Annotated in this window: 13 protein-coding genes; 2 read left to right on the forward strand and 11 right to left on the reverse strand. The window is 74.1% G+C overall.

Features of this window, described 5'->3' with window-relative positions:
• Nucleotides 1-20: 20 nt before the first annotated feature.
• The 11 genes from AQJ91_RS34020 to AQJ91_RS34065 form a co-directional block, all read right to left on the reverse strand.
• On the reverse strand, nt 21-1,403 hold the full coding sequence (locus AQJ91_RS34020) for an MFS transporter (RefSeq protein WP_234383214.1): 1,383 nt from the start codon (nt 1,401-1,403) through the stop codon (nt 21-23).
• A 139-nt stretch (nt 1,404-1,542) separates the two neighbouring features.
• Nucleotides 1,543-2,085, reverse strand: coding sequence for a flavin reductase family protein (locus tag AQJ91_RS34025; RefSeq protein WP_079085413.1), 543 nt, complete (start codon nt 2,083-2,085; stop codon nt 1,543-1,545).
• Nucleotides 2,085-3,083, reverse strand: coding sequence for an acyl carrier protein (locus AQJ91_RS34030; RefSeq protein ID WP_079085414.1), 999 nt, complete (start codon nt 3,081-3,083; stop codon nt 2,085-2,087). Before AQJ91_RS34030 ends, AQJ91_RS34025 begins: the two co-directional genes overlap by 1 nt.
• Nucleotides 3,080-4,411, reverse strand: coding sequence for a condensation domain-containing protein (locus tag AQJ91_RS34035; protein ID WP_067029302.1), 1,332 nt, complete (start codon nt 4,409-4,411; stop codon nt 3,080-3,082). Before AQJ91_RS34035 ends, AQJ91_RS34030 begins: the two co-directional genes overlap by 4 nt.
• Nucleotides 4,408-5,439, reverse strand: a complete 1,032-nt coding sequence (locus AQJ91_RS34040) for a MupA/Atu3671 family FMN-dependent luciferase-like monooxygenase (protein ID WP_067029304.1) — start codon at nt 5,437-5,439, stop codon at nt 4,408-4,410. Before AQJ91_RS34040 ends, AQJ91_RS34035 begins: the two co-directional genes overlap by 4 nt.
• Nucleotides 5,440-5,441: 2 nt before the next feature.
• Complete coding sequence (locus AQJ91_RS34045) at nt 5,442-10,163, reverse strand: type I polyketide synthase (RefSeq protein WP_159054704.1); 4,722 nt, start codon at nt 10,161-10,163, stop codon at nt 5,442-5,444.
• Nucleotides 10,156-12,129: a non-ribosomal peptide synthetase gene (locus AQJ91_RS50510; RefSeq protein WP_079085416.1), complete on the reverse strand. Its 1,974-nt coding sequence runs from the start codon at nt 12,127-12,129 to the stop codon at nt 10,156-10,158. Before AQJ91_RS50510 ends, AQJ91_RS34045 begins: the two co-directional genes overlap by 8 nt.
• A 141-nt stretch (nt 12,130-12,270) precedes the next feature.
• Nucleotides 12,271-13,365 (reverse strand): 3-hydroxyacyl-CoA dehydrogenase NAD-binding domain-containing protein, encoded by a 1,095-nt coding sequence (locus AQJ91_RS34050; protein WP_067029308.1) that lies wholly within the window; start codon nt 13,363-13,365, stop codon nt 12,271-12,273.
• Nucleotides 13,362-14,582: a Coenzyme F420 hydrogenase/dehydrogenase, beta subunit C-terminal domain gene (locus AQJ91_RS34055; RefSeq protein ID WP_067029309.1), complete on the reverse strand. Its 1,221-nt coding sequence runs from the start codon at nt 14,580-14,582 to the stop codon at nt 13,362-13,364. The genes AQJ91_RS34050 and AQJ91_RS34055 overlap by 4 nt, the downstream gene beginning before the upstream one ends.
• Nucleotides 14,579-15,844, reverse strand: a complete 1,266-nt coding sequence (locus tag AQJ91_RS34060; RefSeq protein WP_067029311.1) for an aspartate aminotransferase family protein — start codon at nt 15,842-15,844, stop codon at nt 14,579-14,581. Before AQJ91_RS34060 ends, AQJ91_RS34055 begins: the two co-directional genes overlap by 4 nt.
• Nucleotides 15,841-17,259 carry a 3-phosphoshikimate 1-carboxyvinyltransferase gene (locus tag AQJ91_RS34065; RefSeq protein ID WP_234383207.1) on the reverse strand — a complete coding sequence of 473 codons (1,419 nt, stop codon included), beginning with the start codon at nt 17,257-17,259 and terminating at the stop codon, nt 15,841-15,843. Before AQJ91_RS34065 ends, AQJ91_RS34060 begins: the two co-directional genes overlap by 4 nt.
• A 410-nt stretch (nt 17,260-17,669) precedes the next feature.
• On the opposite strand from AQJ91_RS34065, the gene AQJ91_RS34070 reads away from it, so the two are divergent.
• Entirely contained in the window at nt 17,670-18,323 is a 654-nt protein-coding gene (locus AQJ91_RS34070; protein WP_159054705.1) for a hypothetical protein, read from the forward strand.
• Nucleotides 18,320-18,469, forward strand: coding sequence for a hypothetical protein (locus AQJ91_RS53930; RefSeq protein ID WP_159054706.1), 150 nt, complete (start codon nt 18,320-18,322; stop codon nt 18,467-18,469). Before AQJ91_RS34070 ends, AQJ91_RS53930 begins: the two co-directional genes overlap by 4 nt.
• Nucleotides 18,470-18,566 lie beyond the last annotated feature (97 nt).

The raw sequence follows: 18,566 nt of genomic DNA on the forward strand, positions 1-18,566 counted from the left end.
TAAATATGCTGCGGTGGTGATCAGGCGCGGCGCGCCGTGTGCAGTCCCACGGCCGCCAGGACCGCGGTGGCCACGACGATCGCCGCGTCGATCGCCAGCACCGTGCGCACCCCCGCCAGCCGGTCCGACGCGGTCGTCGCGAGCACGCCGAGCAGCGGGATGCCGATGGTGATGCCGACCTGCTGGGTGGAGGTCACCAGACCGGTGGCCAGGCCCTGCTCCTCGCTGGGCAGGCCCGAGGTGACGGTCAGGCCGTAGGAGATGATCGCGGTCAGATGGCACACACAGGCCAGCGAGATGGCCACTACGACCAGCCAGACGCTCCAGCCCGCCCGGCCCGCGCCGAGCAGCGCCGCCACGAACAGCCCCTGCAGCAGCAGACCGCCGACCAGTGTGCGCGGGGCCCCGAACCGGCCGATGACCTTCGGGACGAACCCACCCGAGACCGCCGCGGCCGTGCCCTGCACACCGAAGACGAGGCCGGTCTGGAACGCCGTGAGGTCCAGCACCTCCTGGAGGTACAGCGTCATGACGAACACGACCGTGCTCATCATCGAGAAGGTGACCAGGCCCCCGATGTTGCCCCAGGTCACCGTGGGCCGGCGCAGGATGCGCAGCGAGACCAGCGGATCGGCGGTACGCGACTCCACCACCACGAAGGCGACCAGCAGCAACACGGCCAGGACCAGGGTGACCTGTACATCCATGCCGCCGAAGCCGCGGTCGGCCGCGGTCGACAGGGCGTAGATCAGCGACAGCAGACCACCGGTGACGGTCAGCGCGCCCGGCACGTCCAGGCGGGGCCGCTCGGCCTGCCGCGACTCGGTGAGCACGGTCGGCGCCAGCGGCAGCACGACCAGCGAGAACAGGGCGAGCAGCCCCATGGTGGAGCGCCAGCCGAACAGATCGGTCAGGATGCCGCCGGCCACCATGCCGACCGTGAAGCCCAGCGAGAGCAGGGTGCCGCTGATGCCCAGCGCCCGGTCCCGCTGCGGCCCCTCCGGGAAGGTGGTCGTCAGCAGCGACATCGCCGTCGGCACGATGGCAGCGGCGCCCACGCCCTGCAGGGCCCGGCCGGCCAGGAACGAGGCCGGGTCCCAGGCGAACGTGGCCAGCAGCGAGGCCGCGCCGAACAGCACCAGCCCGGAGAGGAACAGCCTGCGGCGCCCGTACAGATCGCCCATCCGCCCGAACAGCAGCAGGAAGCCGCCCGAAGGCAGGGCGAACGCGGTGACCGCCCACTGCAGCGCCGCCTGGTTCATACCCAGACCGGAGCCGAGTTCGGGCAGCGCCACGTTCAGGACCGAGAAGTCCAGCGCGATCATGAACTGCGCGGCGCACAGGACGAAGAGGATCAGCCGGGTCCTGCCACGTGGTGACGGTGACGCGTCCGTCTGCGGTATGTCCGTCCGCGGTGCGTCGGACTTTGGTGCGCCGTCGACGGGCAGGTCCCCGACGGCGTCGCTCTGGGTGTGCAGAGTCAAGGGAGATTCCTAGCGAGGGGAAGGGGATTCCTGGAGGGGGGAGGAGGCGGGGCGTGGGTCATCCCGGCACGGCGGCTCCCAGCGCGTGGAACCCGCCGCCCTCGAACAACAGGGGCGGCGTGTCCCGGAGCGTTGCGCACCGGAGTACCGAGCCGAGCACGACGACGTGGTCGCCCGCCCGGACGAACCGCTCGGTCTCGCAGACGAAGTAGCCGACGGCGCCGGCCAGCGCCACACCGCCCGCGGTCGCCTCGTCCAGCAGGTCGACATCGGCGAAGCCCGCCGCGCCCGTCAGCCGGTCGGGGTCGGCGAACCGGCGGGCCAGCCCCGCCTGTTCGGCGCTCAGCAGACTGACCACGAACCCGCCGCCGTCCCCGACGAGTCCGAGGACGCGGGCCCCGGCGCGGACGGAGAACGACACCAGGGCCGGCGCGAGCGAGACGGTGGTGAACGAGTTCACCGTCATGCCGTGCACCGCCGCGCCTCGCCCGGCGGTGACGACCGTGACCCCCGTGGGCAACCGGCGGGCCACGGTGCGCAGTTCGGCCGGGTCGACCATGACGGGCAGTTCGGTGCCGGCGGTCCCGAAGGCTGCGCTCATCAGGCACCTCCCCTGGGGACCGCGGGCAGCGGCCGCGCGCCGAGAAGGACCGCCCCGAGGTGCGAGACGCCCGCGCCGAACAGCACCAGCGTGCCGTCGTCCGAAGTCCCGGCGGCCCCCTCGGTCTTGCCGTCCGTCAGCTGGTCGGCGAGGTTGATCAGCGGGTCGCTGCCCAGGCAGTGCGCGATGCGGCCCACGTTGCCGAGCCGCAGTTCGTCCGCGCCGATGCCCACCTCGGCCAGATACAGCCGCAGCACGTTGCGGGCGAAGTTGCTCGGCAGTACGCCGCGTACCGAGCCGAGGCCGTCCCGGCCGCCGGAACCGGGCGCGCCGCCGCGGGCCGCCGCGAGCCGGGCGAACAGCTCGCGGTGCGCGCGGATCCGGGACAGCAACTGCTGCTGCGGTCCGCCGCCGGCGTTCAGCTCGGGCGCCGAGTGGTGGGCCATGCCCAGCACCTCCAGGCCCGGTGCTGTCGCCGACACCAGGACCGAGGCGGCCGCGTCGCTGGCGATCGCCGCGCCGCCCGCCACGATCCGGTGCCCGCCGGTAGCCCGGTCGGCCACGTCGCCGGAGACCACCAGCACCTGCCGGGCCGTGCCGTCGCGCACCAGCGAGGCCGCGGTGCCCACCGCGACCATGGCCGTGGCGCAGTCCATCAGGCCGGTCGTCACAGCGGTGGCCCGGGCGAGGCCGGTCGTCGCGAGGAGCTCGGCGACATCGCGGTGGGCGGAGCGGTCGCGCGGCAGCGAGTCGGTGGCCAGCAGCACCATGTCGATCTCGTCGCGCGCGACGCCCGCCTCGGCGAGGGTGCGCTGCACGGCCGGGGCCATCAGCTCGGTGACACCGGCCTCCGACCAGCGGTAGGTGTGGAAACCGGCCGCGGGCGCGGTGAGTTCGGCCGCCGTCTGCGGATCGGCCTGGAGTTCGTCCAGCGCCACCACGGGCTCGGCGTACTCGCCGAGTTCGTACGCGGGGGCGCACAGTCGGGCGGCGATCACGCTTCCCCCTCCGCGGCGGCGGCACGGGCCAGTGCCTGGAACCGGTCGGTGAGCCGCCGGGCGGTGGCCTCGTCGTACAGGCCGGTGTCGTACTCCAGCCAGCCGGTCGCACCGGAGGGCCCCGGGTAGACGGCGATCGTGAGGTCGTAGCGCGCCGTGCCCTTGTCGAGGTCGGCGGTGGTCACCCGGGCGCCGTGCAGCAGTCGCTGCTCGGCACCCAGGTTGTCGAAGACGAACACGGCGTCCAGCAGCGGATGCGTGCCCGGTACCCGGCGGCCGCCGATCAGCTCGCCGGGGTAGGAGGCGTGCCGCAGGCCGGCCCGGGTGACGTCCCGCACCGCGCGCACCCGGTCCGCGTGCGTGCCGGCCCCCGGCTCGCGCAGCCGCACCGGCAGCACGTTGAGCAGATAGCCGACGACCTCCTCGGTGCCCGGCCGGTTGCGGCCGGTGGTGAAGGTGCCGAGCAGGACGTCCTCGGTGCCGGCGTACTCGGCCAGCGTGCGCCAGGCGACGGCGAGCCACCCGGCGTAGGCGGTGGCGCCCGCCCGCCGGGCCGACGCGGCGATCGCGTCGGCCACCGGTGCCGGGAGGGTGAAGTCCACCCGGCGCCCGGTCCGCGCGGTGCCCTTGCCGCGTGGTCGGTCGGTGGGCAGCGGCGCGGGCGCGTCGGCGGCCTCGGCCGCCCAGTACGCGGCCGCCGCCCTGCCCTCCGGGCCCTGCCGCCACTCCCGTTGGTCCCGGGCGAAGTCGCCGAAGCCCGGCGCCGCCGCGACGGCCGTCTCCGGCTCCCGGCCCAGCTCGTCCAGCAGCAGTTCGAAGGACCAGGCGTCGAAGACGAGGTTGTGCGCGACAACCAGCAGCCAGGCCTCCTCGTCCGTCGCCCCCTCGGCCAGCGCGATCCGCAGCAGCGGGCCCGCGGCCAGGTCGAACGGTTCCCGGGCCAGCTGCCGGGCCAGGGCGTGCGCCCCCGCGTCGTCGGTGCGTCCGGCCCGGGTCAGCGCGGGCGGCAGCTCGGCGTGCACCACACGGCGCGCCTCCCCGCCGTCGGGGCCTGCCTCGAACGTGGTACGCAGCGCCTCGTGGGCGGCCGCGAAACCGCGCACCCGCTCGGTCAGCGCGTCGAGGTCCGGGCGGGCCCCGGACAGCCGTACCGCCTGGCACACCACGTCCACGGGGCGGCCGTCGACGGCGTGGTGGGCCCGCCACAACCTCAGCTGGCCCGGCGTCAGTTCATCGGTGGCCTCCGTGCGCCGGGCCAACGTGGCGCGCAGCCGGGCCCGCTGCTCGGGGCTGAGGGCGGCGAGGCGGGTGGCGAGGGCGTCGCTCACGCGTACCGCCTCCGCAGCTCGTTCAGGTGCTCCAGGCTGTCCACGACCAGCTTCTCGTCCACGCCGAAGTCGATCAGGCAGGCGATCTCGGTGACGCCCATGCCCTGGAAGCGTTCCACGACGGCGCCGCAGGAGTCCGGGGTGCCCAGCAGCGCGCCCTTCTCGAAGTACTTGTCGAAGGCGAACCGGATGAGCTCGTCCTGGTCGCTCTGCGAGATGTCACGGACACCGGCACCCGGCGCGAGGCTCTTCTTCTGCGAGTCGATGACGGTGAAGAACGAGCGCAGGTAGTCGCTGAACGGCGGCCACACCGTTTCGCGGACCTCGTCCCGGTCGGTGCCGATGAAGGTGTGCAGCATGAGCGTGACCGTCACGCTCTCCGGGTCGTGGCCGTGCGCCTCGAGGGTCTTGAAGTAGAGGGCGAGCTTCTCCTCCAGCTCCTCGTTTGTCATGTCGATCAGGGCGGTCAGCACGTTGCAGCCCAGACGGCCCGCCGTCTCGAAGGTGTCGGGGCTCTTGGTGCAGGTGAGCCAGAGCGGCAGCTCCGGCTGCACCGGCTGGGGATGCAGCTCGATCTCGACGTGGTTGCCCAGACCGTCCTGGACGTAGACGGGGGCGCCCTCCCACAGCTCGCGCAGCGTGGTGACGGCGTCGAAGGTGCGCTGCCTGCGGTCCGCCCAGCCGTCCGGGTTGATGGCGAAGTCGAGAGGGCTGAAACCGGTGGCCAGGGCAAGGCCCGCCCGCCCCCGGGAGAGGTTGTCGACGACCGACCACTCCTCGGCGACCCGGATCGGGCTGTGCAGCGGCAGGATGACGCTGCCGGCCCGGATCTGCAGGCGCTGGGTGGCCATGGCCAGGCCCGCGCCCAGCACCGACGGGTTGGGGTACAGGCCACCGAAGCGGTGGAAGTGCCGCTCCGGTGTCCAGATCGCGGTGAAGCCGTTCTCGTCGGCGTACTTGGCCGCGTCGAGGACGAATCGGTACTTGTTCTTCTCGTCGCCCGAGAAGAAGATCAGGCTGAAGTCCACCGTCAGCGCTCCGTTTCCTGGGCGGTGTCGTTCGCGGCCGCCGGGTCCGTCTCGGCGGCCGCCAGCAGGCTTTCCAGTTCCGTGGCGTCGAGGCCGGTCAACTCGTCGGCGAGAGCTGCGACTTCGGCGTCCTGCGCGGCCGCGTCCCCGCCCCGCTCCCCTCCGTCGTCGCCCTGCGCCCGCGCGTCCAGGCGCTCCTGGACGAGGGCGGCCAGCGCGCGCGGCGTCGGCTCACCGAGCACATCGGCCAGCGGCACCTCGACCGACAGGTGCGTACGGATGTCCGACAGCAGCCGGACGATCAGCAGCGAGTCACCGCCGTACTCGAAGATGTCGCCGTCCAGCGGCATGTCCGCCTCGCCCAGCAGATCGCGCACCAGCCGGGCGACCTGGTCGTCCAGGTCGCCGGCGCTCTCCGCCTGCGGCGACGACGCGGCGCCCGCCGTGGGCCGTGAGACGCGCTCGTCGCGCACCCACTGGTCGAGGCGATAGTCGATGTCCCAGGTGGAGACGGCGACATGGGAGACATCACGCAGGGTCAGCAGTCGGCGGATGACCTCCAGGCCCTCCTCGGGCTGGATCGCCTTGTCGTCCATGCTGCGGCCGATCGCCGAGATCGCCCGCTTCTCGTCCTGGTGGTGCTGCCAGACGTCCCAGGCGGCGCTGATCCACACGGTGCGCTCCAGGCCCCGGTTGGCGCGTTCGGCGGCGGCGTCCATGAAGTGGTTGGCGGCGCCGTAGCCGAGCAGCCGCAGCCCGCCCAGCACACCGGCCAGCGACGACAGCATCAGACAGAAGTCGACCGGGTGGTCGGCGAGCACCTTCTCCAGGGCGATCTGGCCGTGCGCCTTGGCGACGAAGTGCCAGCCGCACTGCTCGACGCTCGCGGCCGTGATGGCCCGGTCCCACTGCTCGCTCGGCAGACCCGCCGCGTGCACCACACCGTCCAGCCGGCCGAACTGGGCCTCGACCTTCTCCACCGCGGCCCGCAGCGCGCCCTCGTCCGCCACGTCGGCGTTGACCAGGAACGGGGCCGCGCCGTCGGCCTCCAGTGCCCGCAGCCGCACGATCCGCAGCGCGGTCTCGTCGTCATCCGGGTGGCCGGCGACCCAGTCGTCCCACGCCTCGCGGGCGGGCAGCGCGTCCCGGGTCAGCAGCGCCAGCCGGGCTCCGCACTCGCGGTGCAGCCAGCGCGCGATCGTCGAGCCGATCTCCCCGAGACCACCGGTGATCAGATAGACGCCCTCCTGCCGCAGCCGGGAGGTGCCGCCGACCGCCCAGTCGGCCCGGATGCGGGCCATCTCGGCGATCCAGCGGGTGGAGCCGCGCAGCGCGACGGCCACCTCGGGCCGCCGGTGGCCGGCCAGTTCGGCGGCGAGCGTGCGCAGCGACCGCTCGTCGGGGCGGGCCGGCAGGTCGAAGTGGCGGGAGCCGAGGTTGCCGTGCTCCTGGCCGATGACCCGGGCGGCCACCGCCAGCGTGACCAGCTCGGCGGCCGGCTCCGGCTCCTCGGGCGTGACCGCGTACGCGCCCGCACTGACCAGGTCCAGCTGCACGGGCTCGGTCACCCCGTGCTCGCTGAACGCCTTCACCAGGGCGATCAGGCTGTACAGGCCGTGGTGCTGGGCCTGTTCGAACCGCTCGATGCCGCGCTCGGCGGGCAGCGGGCCCACCGACCAGGCGTGCACGACGCGCTGCGGCAGCCGGCCGGCGGCCAGCAGCTCGGCGACGAGCCGTGCGTGGTCCTCCTCGGAGGCCGGGCGCACCGTCCACACGTCCCCTTCGCGCCGGTACCCGCCCCCGGCCAGCACGGTGATCACCTCGCCGGAGAAGGCGTGTCCGGCGAGGCGCCCGGCGGTGCCGTCGGGGTCGGCGAACAGCAGCACCGGCTCCTCGACCGGTCCGGCCGAGGTGTCGGGGGTACCGACGGCGGGCCGCCACACCGGCGCCGACATCCAGTCGTCAAGCGGCAGTTTGGGCACACTTCCGCTCGCGGCCGGACCTGTGCCCGTGGTCACCGCGGTGCCCGGCTCCACCCAGTAGCGGACGCCCTCGAAGGGGTACGTAGGCAGCGGCACCCGGCGTCGGGCGCGTTCGGCGTACAGCCCCGCCCAGTCCACCGGCTGCCCGGCCGCCCACAGCCGGCCCAGCGCGGCGTGCACGGCGGTGAGGTCGGCCTCGGGGTCGCGGGTGCGGGCCGCCGAGGCGATCACCGGGACGCCGGTCTCCCGCCCGGGGTGACGGCGGGTGAACGTGACCAGGGTCTGGCCCGGCCCGGCCTCCAGGAAGAGCTGCTCGCCCTGGGCCAGCAGGGTGCTCACACCGTCGGCGAAGCGGACTGTGTCACGCAGCTGGCCGGCCCAGTACGCCGGGTCGGTCGCCTCCTCGTCGCGGATCCAGGTACCGGTGCGGTTGGACACGAACGGGATGCGCGGGCGGCGCAGTTCGATGCCGCGCAGCAGCTCGGTGAACGGGGCGACGGCCGGCTGCATCATCGCGGAGTGGAAGGCGTGCGAGGTGACGACCTTGCGGTGGGCCACGCCGTCGGCGGTGAGCCGCGCGAGCAGGTCACGGACCGCCTCGCGCGGGCCGGCGACGGTGCACACGGCGGGCTCGTTCACGGCGGCCAGCGACACCTCGTCGCCGAGCCGCCCGGCCAGCTCCTCGGGCGACAGCATCACGGCGGCCATCGCCCCCGCGGGCAGCTCGTCCATCAGCCGGCCGCGCTCGGAGATCACCCGCAGCGCGTCCGGCAGTCGGAACACCCCGGCGAGGGTCGCGGCGACGTATTCGCCGACGCTGTGGCCGAGGAGGGCCGAGGGGCGAACGCCCCACGACTCCCACTGGCGGGCCAGGGAGTACTCGACGGCGAACAGGGCCGGCTGGGTGAGCCGGGTGCGGTTCAGATCGTGCCCGCCGGGGGCCTGCCCGTACAGCACCTCCCGCAGGTCCAGGCCCAGCTGCGGCAGCAGCAGCTCGGCGCACTCGTCGAACGCGGCGCGGTAGACCGGCAGATGTTCGTACCAGCCCCGGCCCATCCCGGGGTGCTGGGCGCCCTGGCCGGGGAACAGCAGCACGACGGGGCGCTCGGCGGGCTGGCCGGAGTCCTGGTGGGCGTGGCGCGGGTCGCCGCTGCGCAGCGCCCGCACGGCCGTGGCCCGGTCGGGGGCGGTGATGACGGTCCGGTAGTTGAAGGTACGGCGGCCGGTGGCCAGGGTGTGGGCGACGTCCTCCAGACCGATGTCGCCGAGCGGGCCGTCCGCCTCGGGCGCAGTGGCCTCCAGGTGGTCGGCGAGCGCGGCCCGTGCCGTCTCCAGCGCGGCCGGGGACTTCGCGGAGACCGGCAGCACCACGACCGGCGCGGCGGGCACCCGCTCCTCGGGGGGCTCCGCAGGAGCCTCTTCCAGCACCACGTGCGCGGTGGTGCCGCCCATGCCGGTGGAGGTGACGGCCGCACGCAGCGGCCCCCGCTCGTCCTGCCAGGGCTCGACGGCGGTGCCGACCCGGAACCGGGTGCCCTCCACCGGGCACTCGGGGTTCCACTCGGTGAAGTGCGGGGTCGGCACGAGCGTGCGGTGGTGCAGCATCAGCACACACTTGATGAGGCCCACCACACCGGCGGCGGTGCTGAGATGACCGAGGTTGGCCTTCACCGACCCGATGGTGAGCGGCGGAGCGCCCTCGGTGTCGTAGACCTGGGCCGTGGCGGTCAGCTCGATCGGGTCGCCCATGGCGGTGCCGGTGCCGTGCGCCTCCAGGTAGCCGACCTCGGCCGGGTCCACGCCGGCCACCGCGAGGGCCTCGGCGAGGACGGCGGCCTGACCGCGCACACCCGGGGCGGAGTAACCGGCACGGTCGGCGCCGTCGTTGCCGACCGCCGAGCCGCGGATCACCGCCCACACGGTGTCGCCGTCGGCGAGCGCGTCGGACAGCCGCTTGAGTACGACGACGCCGACGCCGTTGCCGAACACCGTGCCGTCGGCGCCCGCGTCGAACGGGCGGACCGTGCCCGAGGCCGAGGTGATGCCGTCGGTCTCATGGACGTACCCGGCCTGCTGCGGGAAGCGCAGCGCCACCCCGCCCGCGAGTGCGACGTCGCACTCCTCGCCCAGCAGGCTCTGCACCGCGGTGTGCACCGCGACCAGCGAGGTGGAGCAGGCCGTCTGCACCGAGATGCTCGGGCCGGTGAGATTGAGGTGGTAAGAGACGCGGGTGGCCAGGTAGTTGGGGTCGTTGCCCATCAGCGTCGGCAGGTCCTGGCGCAGCCGCTGGACGGATCCGCCGAAGCCCTTCTCACCGGTCAGGACGTTGTTGAGCAGGTAGGTGCTGCTCAGCGAGCCGGCGAAGACGCCGATGCGGCCGGCGTACTGCTCGGAGTCGTGTCCGCTGTGCTCCAGCGCGCCCCACGAGGACTGCAGGAACAGCCGCAGCTGCGGGTCCATGCGCTCCGCCTCGCGCGCGCTGAGGTAGAAGAAGGACGCGTCGAAGAGGTCGGCGTCCTCCACCACCGAGGCGCGGCGCACATAGCGGGGGGTGGCGAGCTGTTCGCGGGGCACTCCGGCGGCGAGCAGCGCCTCCTCGTCCACGTCGGCGATCCGATCGGTCCCGGCGAGCAGGTCGCGCCAGAACTCGGCGTGGTTCCGGGCCCCCGGCAGCCGGCAGTCCATGCCGACGACGGCGATACGGCCTTCGTGGGCTGTCTCGTCGTACGGGCGGTCAGTCACGAGTCCCTCCAGGGGCGGTGGTTCGGCTCCCGCTCGGCGGCGGGAGGGGCTGCGGGGTGGATGCGGCCGGTGCGGCTGTGCGGCGCGGGCGCCGGCGGGCGGCGCGGCGCCGCGCACCGCGGGCCGCGGCGGCGTCGTGGCCGGTGTCGGGGTCGACGGTGTCGGGGCCCTCGGTGGTGGTCTGCCGGATGAGCCGGGCCAGGGCGCGCACGGTCGGCGCCCGGTACAGGTCGGTCATCCGCAGCCGCGGTGCGAGGGCGCGGGTCAGCCGCTCGTGGACGGCCGCCATGCGCAGCGACGTACCGCCCAGGTCGAAGAAGTTGTCGTCCGGGCCCGGGTCGGCCCCGTCCAGCACCTCGCGCCAGACCTCGGCGACGGAGCGCTCCAGCGTGTCGCCGCCGAGCGCCACGCCGGACGGGCGGACGGCCGCCGGATCCGGCAGCGCCGCCCGGTCGATCTTGTGGTTGGCGGTCAGCGGGAGTTCGTCCAGGAAGACGTACGCGGTGGGGACGGCGTGATCGGGCAGTACCGCGCGCAGTGCCGCCCGCAGTTCCACCGGCGGGGGTCGGTGGCCGGGCTCGGCCACCACATGGGCGGCCAGTTGCCGTTCGCCGAGCCGGTCGGTGAACGGCATCACGACCGCCTCGCGCAGGTCCGGCAACTCCTTGAGCGCGCTCTCCACCTCGCCGGTCTCGACCCGGATACCGGAGATCTTCACCTGGAAGTCACGGCGTCCGATCAGCACCAGCGTGCCGTCGTCGAGCCGCCGGGCCAGGTCACCGGTGCGGTACACGGCGCCCGGCGCCACGGCCGACGGCGACAGGTACGCGCTCTCCACGACGATCTCGCCCTCGCCCGGCCCCTCGACGGTGCGACCGTCGGCGTCCGCCAGCCGGACGGCGGTCCCGGCCACCGGGAAGCCCAGCGGGAAGACCCCGGTGGGCGGCCGGTAGTCCCGGTCGGCGACGCGCAGCAGCGCGCACGAGCACTCGGTGGAGCCGTAGGCGCCCGCGACCCGGCAGTGCGGCTCGAACGCGCGGCGGCACGCGGCGAGATCGGCCAGGTGCAACGTGTCCCCGCCCAGCGCGAGCATCCGCATCGCGGGCAGCCGGGTGCCGCGCGCCTCCATGGCCCGCACCAGCGAACGGAACACGGGCAGCGTCGAGTGGTAGACGGTGACGCCCTCGCGCTCCATCCACTCCAGCAGCCCCGTGACGCCGAGAGTCTTGAGGTCGACCGGGTACAGGGCGGCGCCGTTCAGCAGCGCGGCGAAGGTGTCCTGGACCGCCGAGTCCCAGCTGTAGGCGGACTGCAGGGTCAGCCGGTCGTACGGCCCCACGCGCAGCCCGTCCGTCCAGGCCCGGGTGTGGTGCAGCACGTTGCGGTGGACCTGCGCGACGGGCTTGGGCAGCCCGGTGGAGCCGGAGGTGTACAGCACGTACGCCTCCGCCCCGGGCTCGGCGCACGCCGCCCCGTCGCCGGGGTCGTGCCGCACCAGATCCTCGTACGCCAGCACCGGGCGGCCGGCGGCCAGGGCCTCGGCCACCGGGCCCGAAGCTCCGCGGCCCGTGACCACGGCGCGGGCGCCCGAGTCGGCGGCCATGTGCGCCAGCCGCCGCTCGGGATAGGCGGCGTCCAACGGGACGTAGGACAGCCCCGCGCGCAACGCGCCGAGCAGCGCGGCGATCATCTCCGCGCCGTGCGAGAACAACAGCGCCACCCGGTCACCAGGCCGCAGCCCCGCCGCCACGAGCCCGCCGGCGACCCGCGCGGACAGCTCCGCGGTCTCCCGGTACGTCCATCGGACCTCGGGGGTCACGACGGCCTCGCGTTCGGCGTGCTCCGCGGCGACCTGAAGAAACCGGTGCACAAGGGTCCCGGCCCGCTCGGCCTCGGGGAACGGCACATGTCCGGTGGCGGCCGGGTCCTCGTACGGGTCGTGGACGGGGACTCCTGTGTCAGTCATGGCGCGGGCTGTTCCTTCGGTGCGTCGCAAGCCGTGGCGCCGCGGGTGAGGAGCACGGTCGGGTGGGCCGGCCGGACGGGCGGCTTGAGCCACACGGCGGTCGGGTCGTCGTGCGGGGTGGATGCGGGTCCTTGCGTCCGGTCACGGTGCGGGCTGCTCCTTCGGTGCGTCGCAAGGGGTGCCGCCGTGGGCGAGGAGCGTGGTCGGATGGGCCGGGCGTGTGCGCAGTTCGGCGTAGGCGTCGGTGGCCTCGTCGAAGGGGACGCGGGGCAGCCGCATCGCGGCCGGGCAGATCTGGCCGGAGACGATCAGGTCCAGGGCCCGCTGGAGGTTCTCGGTGACCGTGTACTCGCCCGCCGGTGGGGTGACCTCGCTCAGGCCGCGGGCGTACGAGGCGTCCCGGTAGCCGGCGCCGCAGCGTGCCGCGTACCGGATGTCGAGGTTGCCCAGTTCGACGCTGAAGTCGATGCGGGCCGAGAAGCGGCCCACGCCGACCAGCCGCGGACGTCCTGGCGCCCGGCTCGTCCAGCGGGCCGCCGCGGCGACCGTGTCGTCGGCGTCCCCGGTACCGCACAGCAGCACACAGCGGCCGCCCCTCCCTGCGGCCGCCTGGGTGCGAGCGAGGAAGGACGGGCCCTCGGCGACCGCGAGGCCGAGTTCGGCCGCCGCATGCAGCCGGTCCGGCCTGAGGTCGAGCAGGGTGACCCGGTTGCCCCGGGCGGCGACGGTCTGCGCGACCAGCTGCCCGACCATCCCGGCCCCTACGACGGCCACCTCGTCGTCGGGCTTCAGCCCCGCCCGGTCCACGGCGTGCACGGCGGTGGCGCCGAGGTTGGCGACCACCGCGTCGGCGGCGTCCACCCCCTGCGGCACCCGGCGGCACAGCCGGTACGGCACGGTGACCACCCCGGCGTGCACGGCCTCGCCCCAGCCCATGGCGATGACGAGGTCCCCGGTCGCGAAACCGGGTACGTCCGTGCCGACGGTCTCCACGGTCCCCACCGAGCAGTAGCCCAGCGTGAAGCGCTCACCGGTGCGTGCGGAACGGTCCAGATAGTGCAGTTCGGTGCCCGGGCTGACCAGGCTCCAGCGGGCCCGGATCCGCAGCTCGCCCTGGCCGGGTGGTGGACAGGCCACCTCCTCGGTGACGGGGAGGGGCGATCCGGCCGCGACCAGCCTGCGGGTGGTCAGGACCTCGGCGGCCGAGTCGTGAACCGTGTCGTGGGCGGTCGTCATCGTCGGCCCCCCTCCGTGCCGGGCGCCGCGATCCAGCGGTCGTCCGGAATGATCTCCAGCTCTTCACGGAAACCGGGGATCGGCCCGGCCGGGGTGGGGCCGCCCGAACGCTCGTACGTGGCACGGCGGTTGCGTTTGCGCTCCAGGCCCAGGTTGAGGCCGGCCAGCTCCACGGGGCTGTGGGTGAGCAGCTCGCTCGCCCGGCCCTCGGCGACCGCCCGCGCGCCGACCTCGGTGCGGATGAAGACCCGGCCGTGCTTCAGGTCCCGGCCGCCCTCGACGCTCGCGGAGAAGATGTTCGGGTCGCCGTCACTGACGCTGACGTCGGCGAGGCCGGACATCCAGTCGCCGCAGGACAGACATCGGTAGGTCTTGTTGGCGGCAAAGTCCCGTACGGCCTGCCAGAACGCCACCCGGTGCTCGGCCCCGTCGGCGGTGCGGACACTGATGTCGCCCGGGTAGTCGCCCTCGCGGTAGCGCAGCCGGACCACCGACTCCAGCGGCACCTGGGCACGCTCGCGGATCACCGCCGCCGTGCCCTCCGGCCGGGTGCTGGAGGAACAGGCGGGCTCGATCGCCAGCACCACCCGCTCCCGGGCCCAGCGGCCGGCCGGGGTGTCCATCGCCTGCAGCTTGCGCAGCGCCTGGATGTGGCAGGCCACGCCGGTCATGGCGACCCGGGCCTCCGGCTCGTCGAGCATGACCCGGCGCAACACGCCGAGATAGGGAGCCAGTTGGTACGTCGACTGGGCGGTCTCGGTCAGCCGTGCCAGATCCCTGATCAGCGCGGGTGCCGCCCGCCACGGCTCGTCCGCGTCGCGCCCCATGGAGAGCACCACGTCCACGTCGAGTGCCGTCAGCGCCGTCTGCAGCAGCGCGGTCAGGGTGCCGCCGCTCGCGGACGCCTCGAAGACGGCCGGGTCGAGCGAGTGGCCCGCGACGACCTCGGTGAAGATGCCGGTCCAGCGTTCCTCGGGGGTCCGGGTGCGCCCGAACAGCCGCAGCTCCGCGTCGGGAGTCGCCGGGTCGCTGCCGGGGCAGACATCGAGGCAGTCACCGCAGGTACCGCAGTCGGTCTCGGTCCAGGAGGCGACGGTGAGGACCGGGTCGAGCCCGTCGAACCCGATCACCCCTGGCGGACAGGCCAGTTCACAGGCCCCGCACGCGGTGCACAGGCCCTGTTCGAGTACGTCCTTGGCGAGCTGTCGGTACGTCATGCCGGCTCCCCCCGCCCGGCGGCGTCGAGCGCGGCGGCCAGCCCGTCCGCCAGATACCGGTAGTCGTCCTCGGTCAGAAGTGCGGGCGGCACGATCTTCACGGTCGCCCCCTCCGGGCCGCCGCCGAACAGCAGCAGCCGGCCGCGCAGGGCGGCACTGGTCACGGCCCGCGCCAGCGCGGGGTCGGGCGCCGAGTCCCGTACGCAGTCGAAGGCGGCCAGCGCGCCGACGGTGCGGATGGACGCCATCCACGGGTGGCGCAAGGACAGCGCCGCCAGGTCGTCGGCGAGCCGGGCACCGAGCGCCCGCGCCCTGGCCGGCAGGTCCTCGGCCTCGAGGGTCTCCAGTACGGCGGCCGCGGCCGCGCAGGACACCGGTTGCCCCGAGAAGGTGGACGTCTGCACGCCGGGCGGCAGCGCGTCGACGATCTCCCGCTCGCCCACGACCGCGGCGACCGGGAAGCCGTTGCCCAGCGTCTTGCCGACCAGCGTAAGATCGGGCCGCTCGGCCATCAGCTCGGCCGTGAACAGCCGTCCGGCCCGGCCGAGCCCGGTGTAGATCTCGTCCAGCACGAGCAGCGCGCCGCGGGCGTGCGCCTGCCGGGCTATCTCGTCGAGCACCGCGGGCGCCACGGCCAGCACCCCCTCGGTCACCTGGACGGGTTCCAGCACTACGGCCGCCGTACCGCCCCGTGCGTCCGAGGCGTCGAGCGCGGCCGTCAGCGAGGCGCGCAAGCGCTCGTCGTCGTCCGGGCGCGGGTGGCGCGGGTCGGGGAGTTCGACGGTGCCGACCTCGCCGTCCGGCAGCGCGCTGTACGGCTTGAACTCCGGGCGCCAGGTAAGGGCCAGCGCCCCGGCGGTCTTGCCGTGGTACCCGTGCCGGAAGGCGACCACGCCGCGGTGGCCGGTGGCCGCGCGGGCGATCTTCAGCGCGGACTCCACCGCCTCGGCGCCGGTCGCGGTGGGCAGCACCGCGGGGTCCCGGTACGGGCTGAGCCGCGCCAGCCGCGCCGTCATCCGCCGGCGGGCGTCGGAGCCGAGCTTGCAGCCGGTCGCCGTGAGTCGGCCCAGCTGCGCCACGGCCGCCGCCGTGACGGCGGGGTGCTGGTGGCCCAGGGTCACCGCGCCACTGCCCGCGGTCCCGTCGAACCAGGCGGTGCCGTCCTCGGCGTACAGCCACGGCCCGGCGCCCTGGACGAACTCCGGTCCCAGCACGGTGCCGGTGGAGCGGGCCTCGGGCGAGGCGGCCTTCACTTCGGTCATGAGGTGGTGTCCTCGCAGATCCTGGCGCCGACGGCACGCTGCACGTCGGCGAAGTCCGGAAAAGAGGTTCGATGGCAGGCGCCGCCGGAGACGGTCGTGCGGCCGGGCAGGCTCACCGCGAGCGTGGCGGCGGCCATGGCGATCCGGTGGTCCTCGAAGGCGGGCACCTCACCGGTGCGCAGCGGTGCGCCGCCGCGGATCAGCAGTCCGTCGTCGACCGCCGCCACATCGGCGCCGAAGGCATCGAGCATCCCGGCGGTGGTGGCGATCCGGTCGGTCTCCTTGAACCGCAGCTCCTCGGCGCAGCCGATCCACGACTCGCCGGGCAGGGTGGCCGCGACCGCCGCGAGCAGCGGCACCTCGTCGATCAGGGCGTGCAGCACGGCGGGCTGGTCGACCCGTACGCGCCGGACGCGCCCGAGCCCACCGCGGGCCACCAGGGTGCCGACCGGCTCACCCCCGGTGGTGGTGCCGCGCCCCTCGTAGGAGATGTCCGCGCCGGCGGTCCGCAGCACGTCGAAGAAGCCCAGCCGGGTCGGGTTGAGGCAGACGTCCGGGACACGCAGCTCACCGCCGTGGCCCCACAGAAGGTGGGCGGCGACCGGGTACGCGGCCAGCGACGGGTCCGTGGGCACGTCGACCACGGGCGGTACGACGCAGTCGCCGCCCTGGTGGGCGACCTCGCCGTCGGACTCGGTCAGCCGTGCCCCGAACGCGGCCAGCATCCGCTCGGTGTGGTCGCGGGAGCGCACCGGATGGCGCAGCGCCACCGGCAGCCCGGCCGCCACCGCCGCCAGCAGCACCCCCGAGCGGGCCTGGGCGCTGCCCACGGCGAGATCCACCCTCCCGGGGCGGTGGACGGACCCGGCGACCAGCACCGGCAGCCGGCCCGGCTCGCCCAGGTATTCGATGTCCGCGCCGAGCACGCGCAGCGGGTCCACCAGCCAGTCCATCGGCCGGTGCCGCAGCACCTCGTCGCCGTCGACCACGGCCCGCAACCCGGTGCCCGCGAGGATGCCCAGCAGCAGCCGGGCGGCGGCACTGGAGCCCTCCGTCTGGAGGTAAGGGGCGTCCTCGGGCCAGGCGACGACACCGGAGTGCGGCCGCACCGGCTGGGGTACGGGGGCGGCGCCACGGCGTACGACGAGGGTGTCGCCGCTGACGTCGACCGCCACGCCGAGCGCCCGCATCGCCGGGAGCAGGGCGCGGACCGCGCCGCCGAGGTTGGCCCGGCGCACGGTGAGCAGCTCGGGGGCGCCGGGCAACAGGGCGGCGAGCAGGGCCCGGTGGCTGACCGACTTGTCCCCGGCTACGGTGACGGTGAGCGGGTCGCTTACGCCCGCGGTCCGGCCGCCGTCCACCGTGAGGTCCGCCGATGAGGTCATCGGCATGGCGAATTGCTGAACCTCGGGCACTGGGCACTCCTCTTTCCCGGTGGTCGGGGCCGCCGGGAGGCAGTTGGTGGAACGGCAACGCTGTGACGGGGCGTCGGGCGCGGTGGCGCTGGAGCCCGGCGGGGTGGAGATATGAGAAGCGGCCGTGCGGGCGGAGCGTCGTTGCTGCCGCCGGTCATCGCGCCTCAGGGGCCGGGGGTCGGCCGGGCCGTGTTCACGCTGCCACGCCGCGACGGCCCGGGACATGGGGTTCCTGTGGCCACCCCATGTCGTGGCCCGAACCGGACAGCCTCTGGTTCTCCAGCGTGAAGACGGGTGCAACGTGCATATGTATGAGCGCGCAGTCAAGTCAGGGAAGCCTGGGGAACCATCGTGGGGGGAGGATTCAGGTGCGAGACGCCCATGCTCGTGCGCAGGAGCTGTTCCGACACATGATCAGTGACCCGGACTGGACACCGGAGCGGGCAGGACAGCGATTGGAGCTCTCCGAGATCGACTTCCGGCTGGCCACGCACACGCTGGTGGAGGCCGGTCTGCTCCAGGTGACCGCGGGGGAGGGCGGCTTCGCGCCGGTCGCGCCGGAGGCGGCCGTCGCCCGGTTGCTGGCGATGGAGGAGGAGAGCTCCCGCAGCCGCAGCTCCGAGCTGCGGGAACGGCGCTCGACCCTGTCCACTCTGGCCTCGAACCTGCCCCTGCTGCAGGCGCGCGCCAGCAGCGACACCCGGATCGAGGTGCTGACCGGACAGGAGCGCATCGCCAAGGCGCTCGACGGCGTGTCGGTCAGCGCGGGCAAGGAGATCCTGAGCATGCACGCCGGATCGCCGCTGCCCGGGGAGGCACTGGAAGCCAGCCGTGAACGCAACCGCGCGGTGCTCGACCGGGGCGTCGCCATGCGCTCGATCCACCTGGAATCCATGACGCGGATGCCCTACGCCCAGGCCCACCTCCAGGCCCTGAAGGAATCCGGCTGTCAGGTGCGCATGACGCCGGTCCTGCCGTTCCGGATGATCCTCGTCGACGGTGTGCGTGCCTACGTCTCCCGGCCCGCCCGGGGCTCGCTGATGACGGCCCTGGACGCCGCATGACCACGGTCATCCTCGAGAAGATCGGCGCCCGCAGCCGCTTCGAGGCCGGTGTCCGGGCAGCGATGCTGTCGCTGATCGAGACGCAGCCCTGCGAGGTGCCCGCGGGGTCCGGAGCGGGTGTCGGTGTGCCGGGGTCGCGGTGCTGACCGCTCCCGGCGCTGGCCGTTGCCGGACAGCGTCGGGCCTGGACTTCGGGGAGTCGGGTGCCGTTGGATTGACGGCGCTGTCCGCGTCCCTCCCCCC

It is taken from the genome of Streptomyces dysideae (assembly GCF_001514305.1).
Taxonomy (GTDB): Bacteria; Actinomycetota; Actinomycetes; order Streptomycetales; family Streptomycetaceae; genus Streptomyces; species Streptomyces dysideae.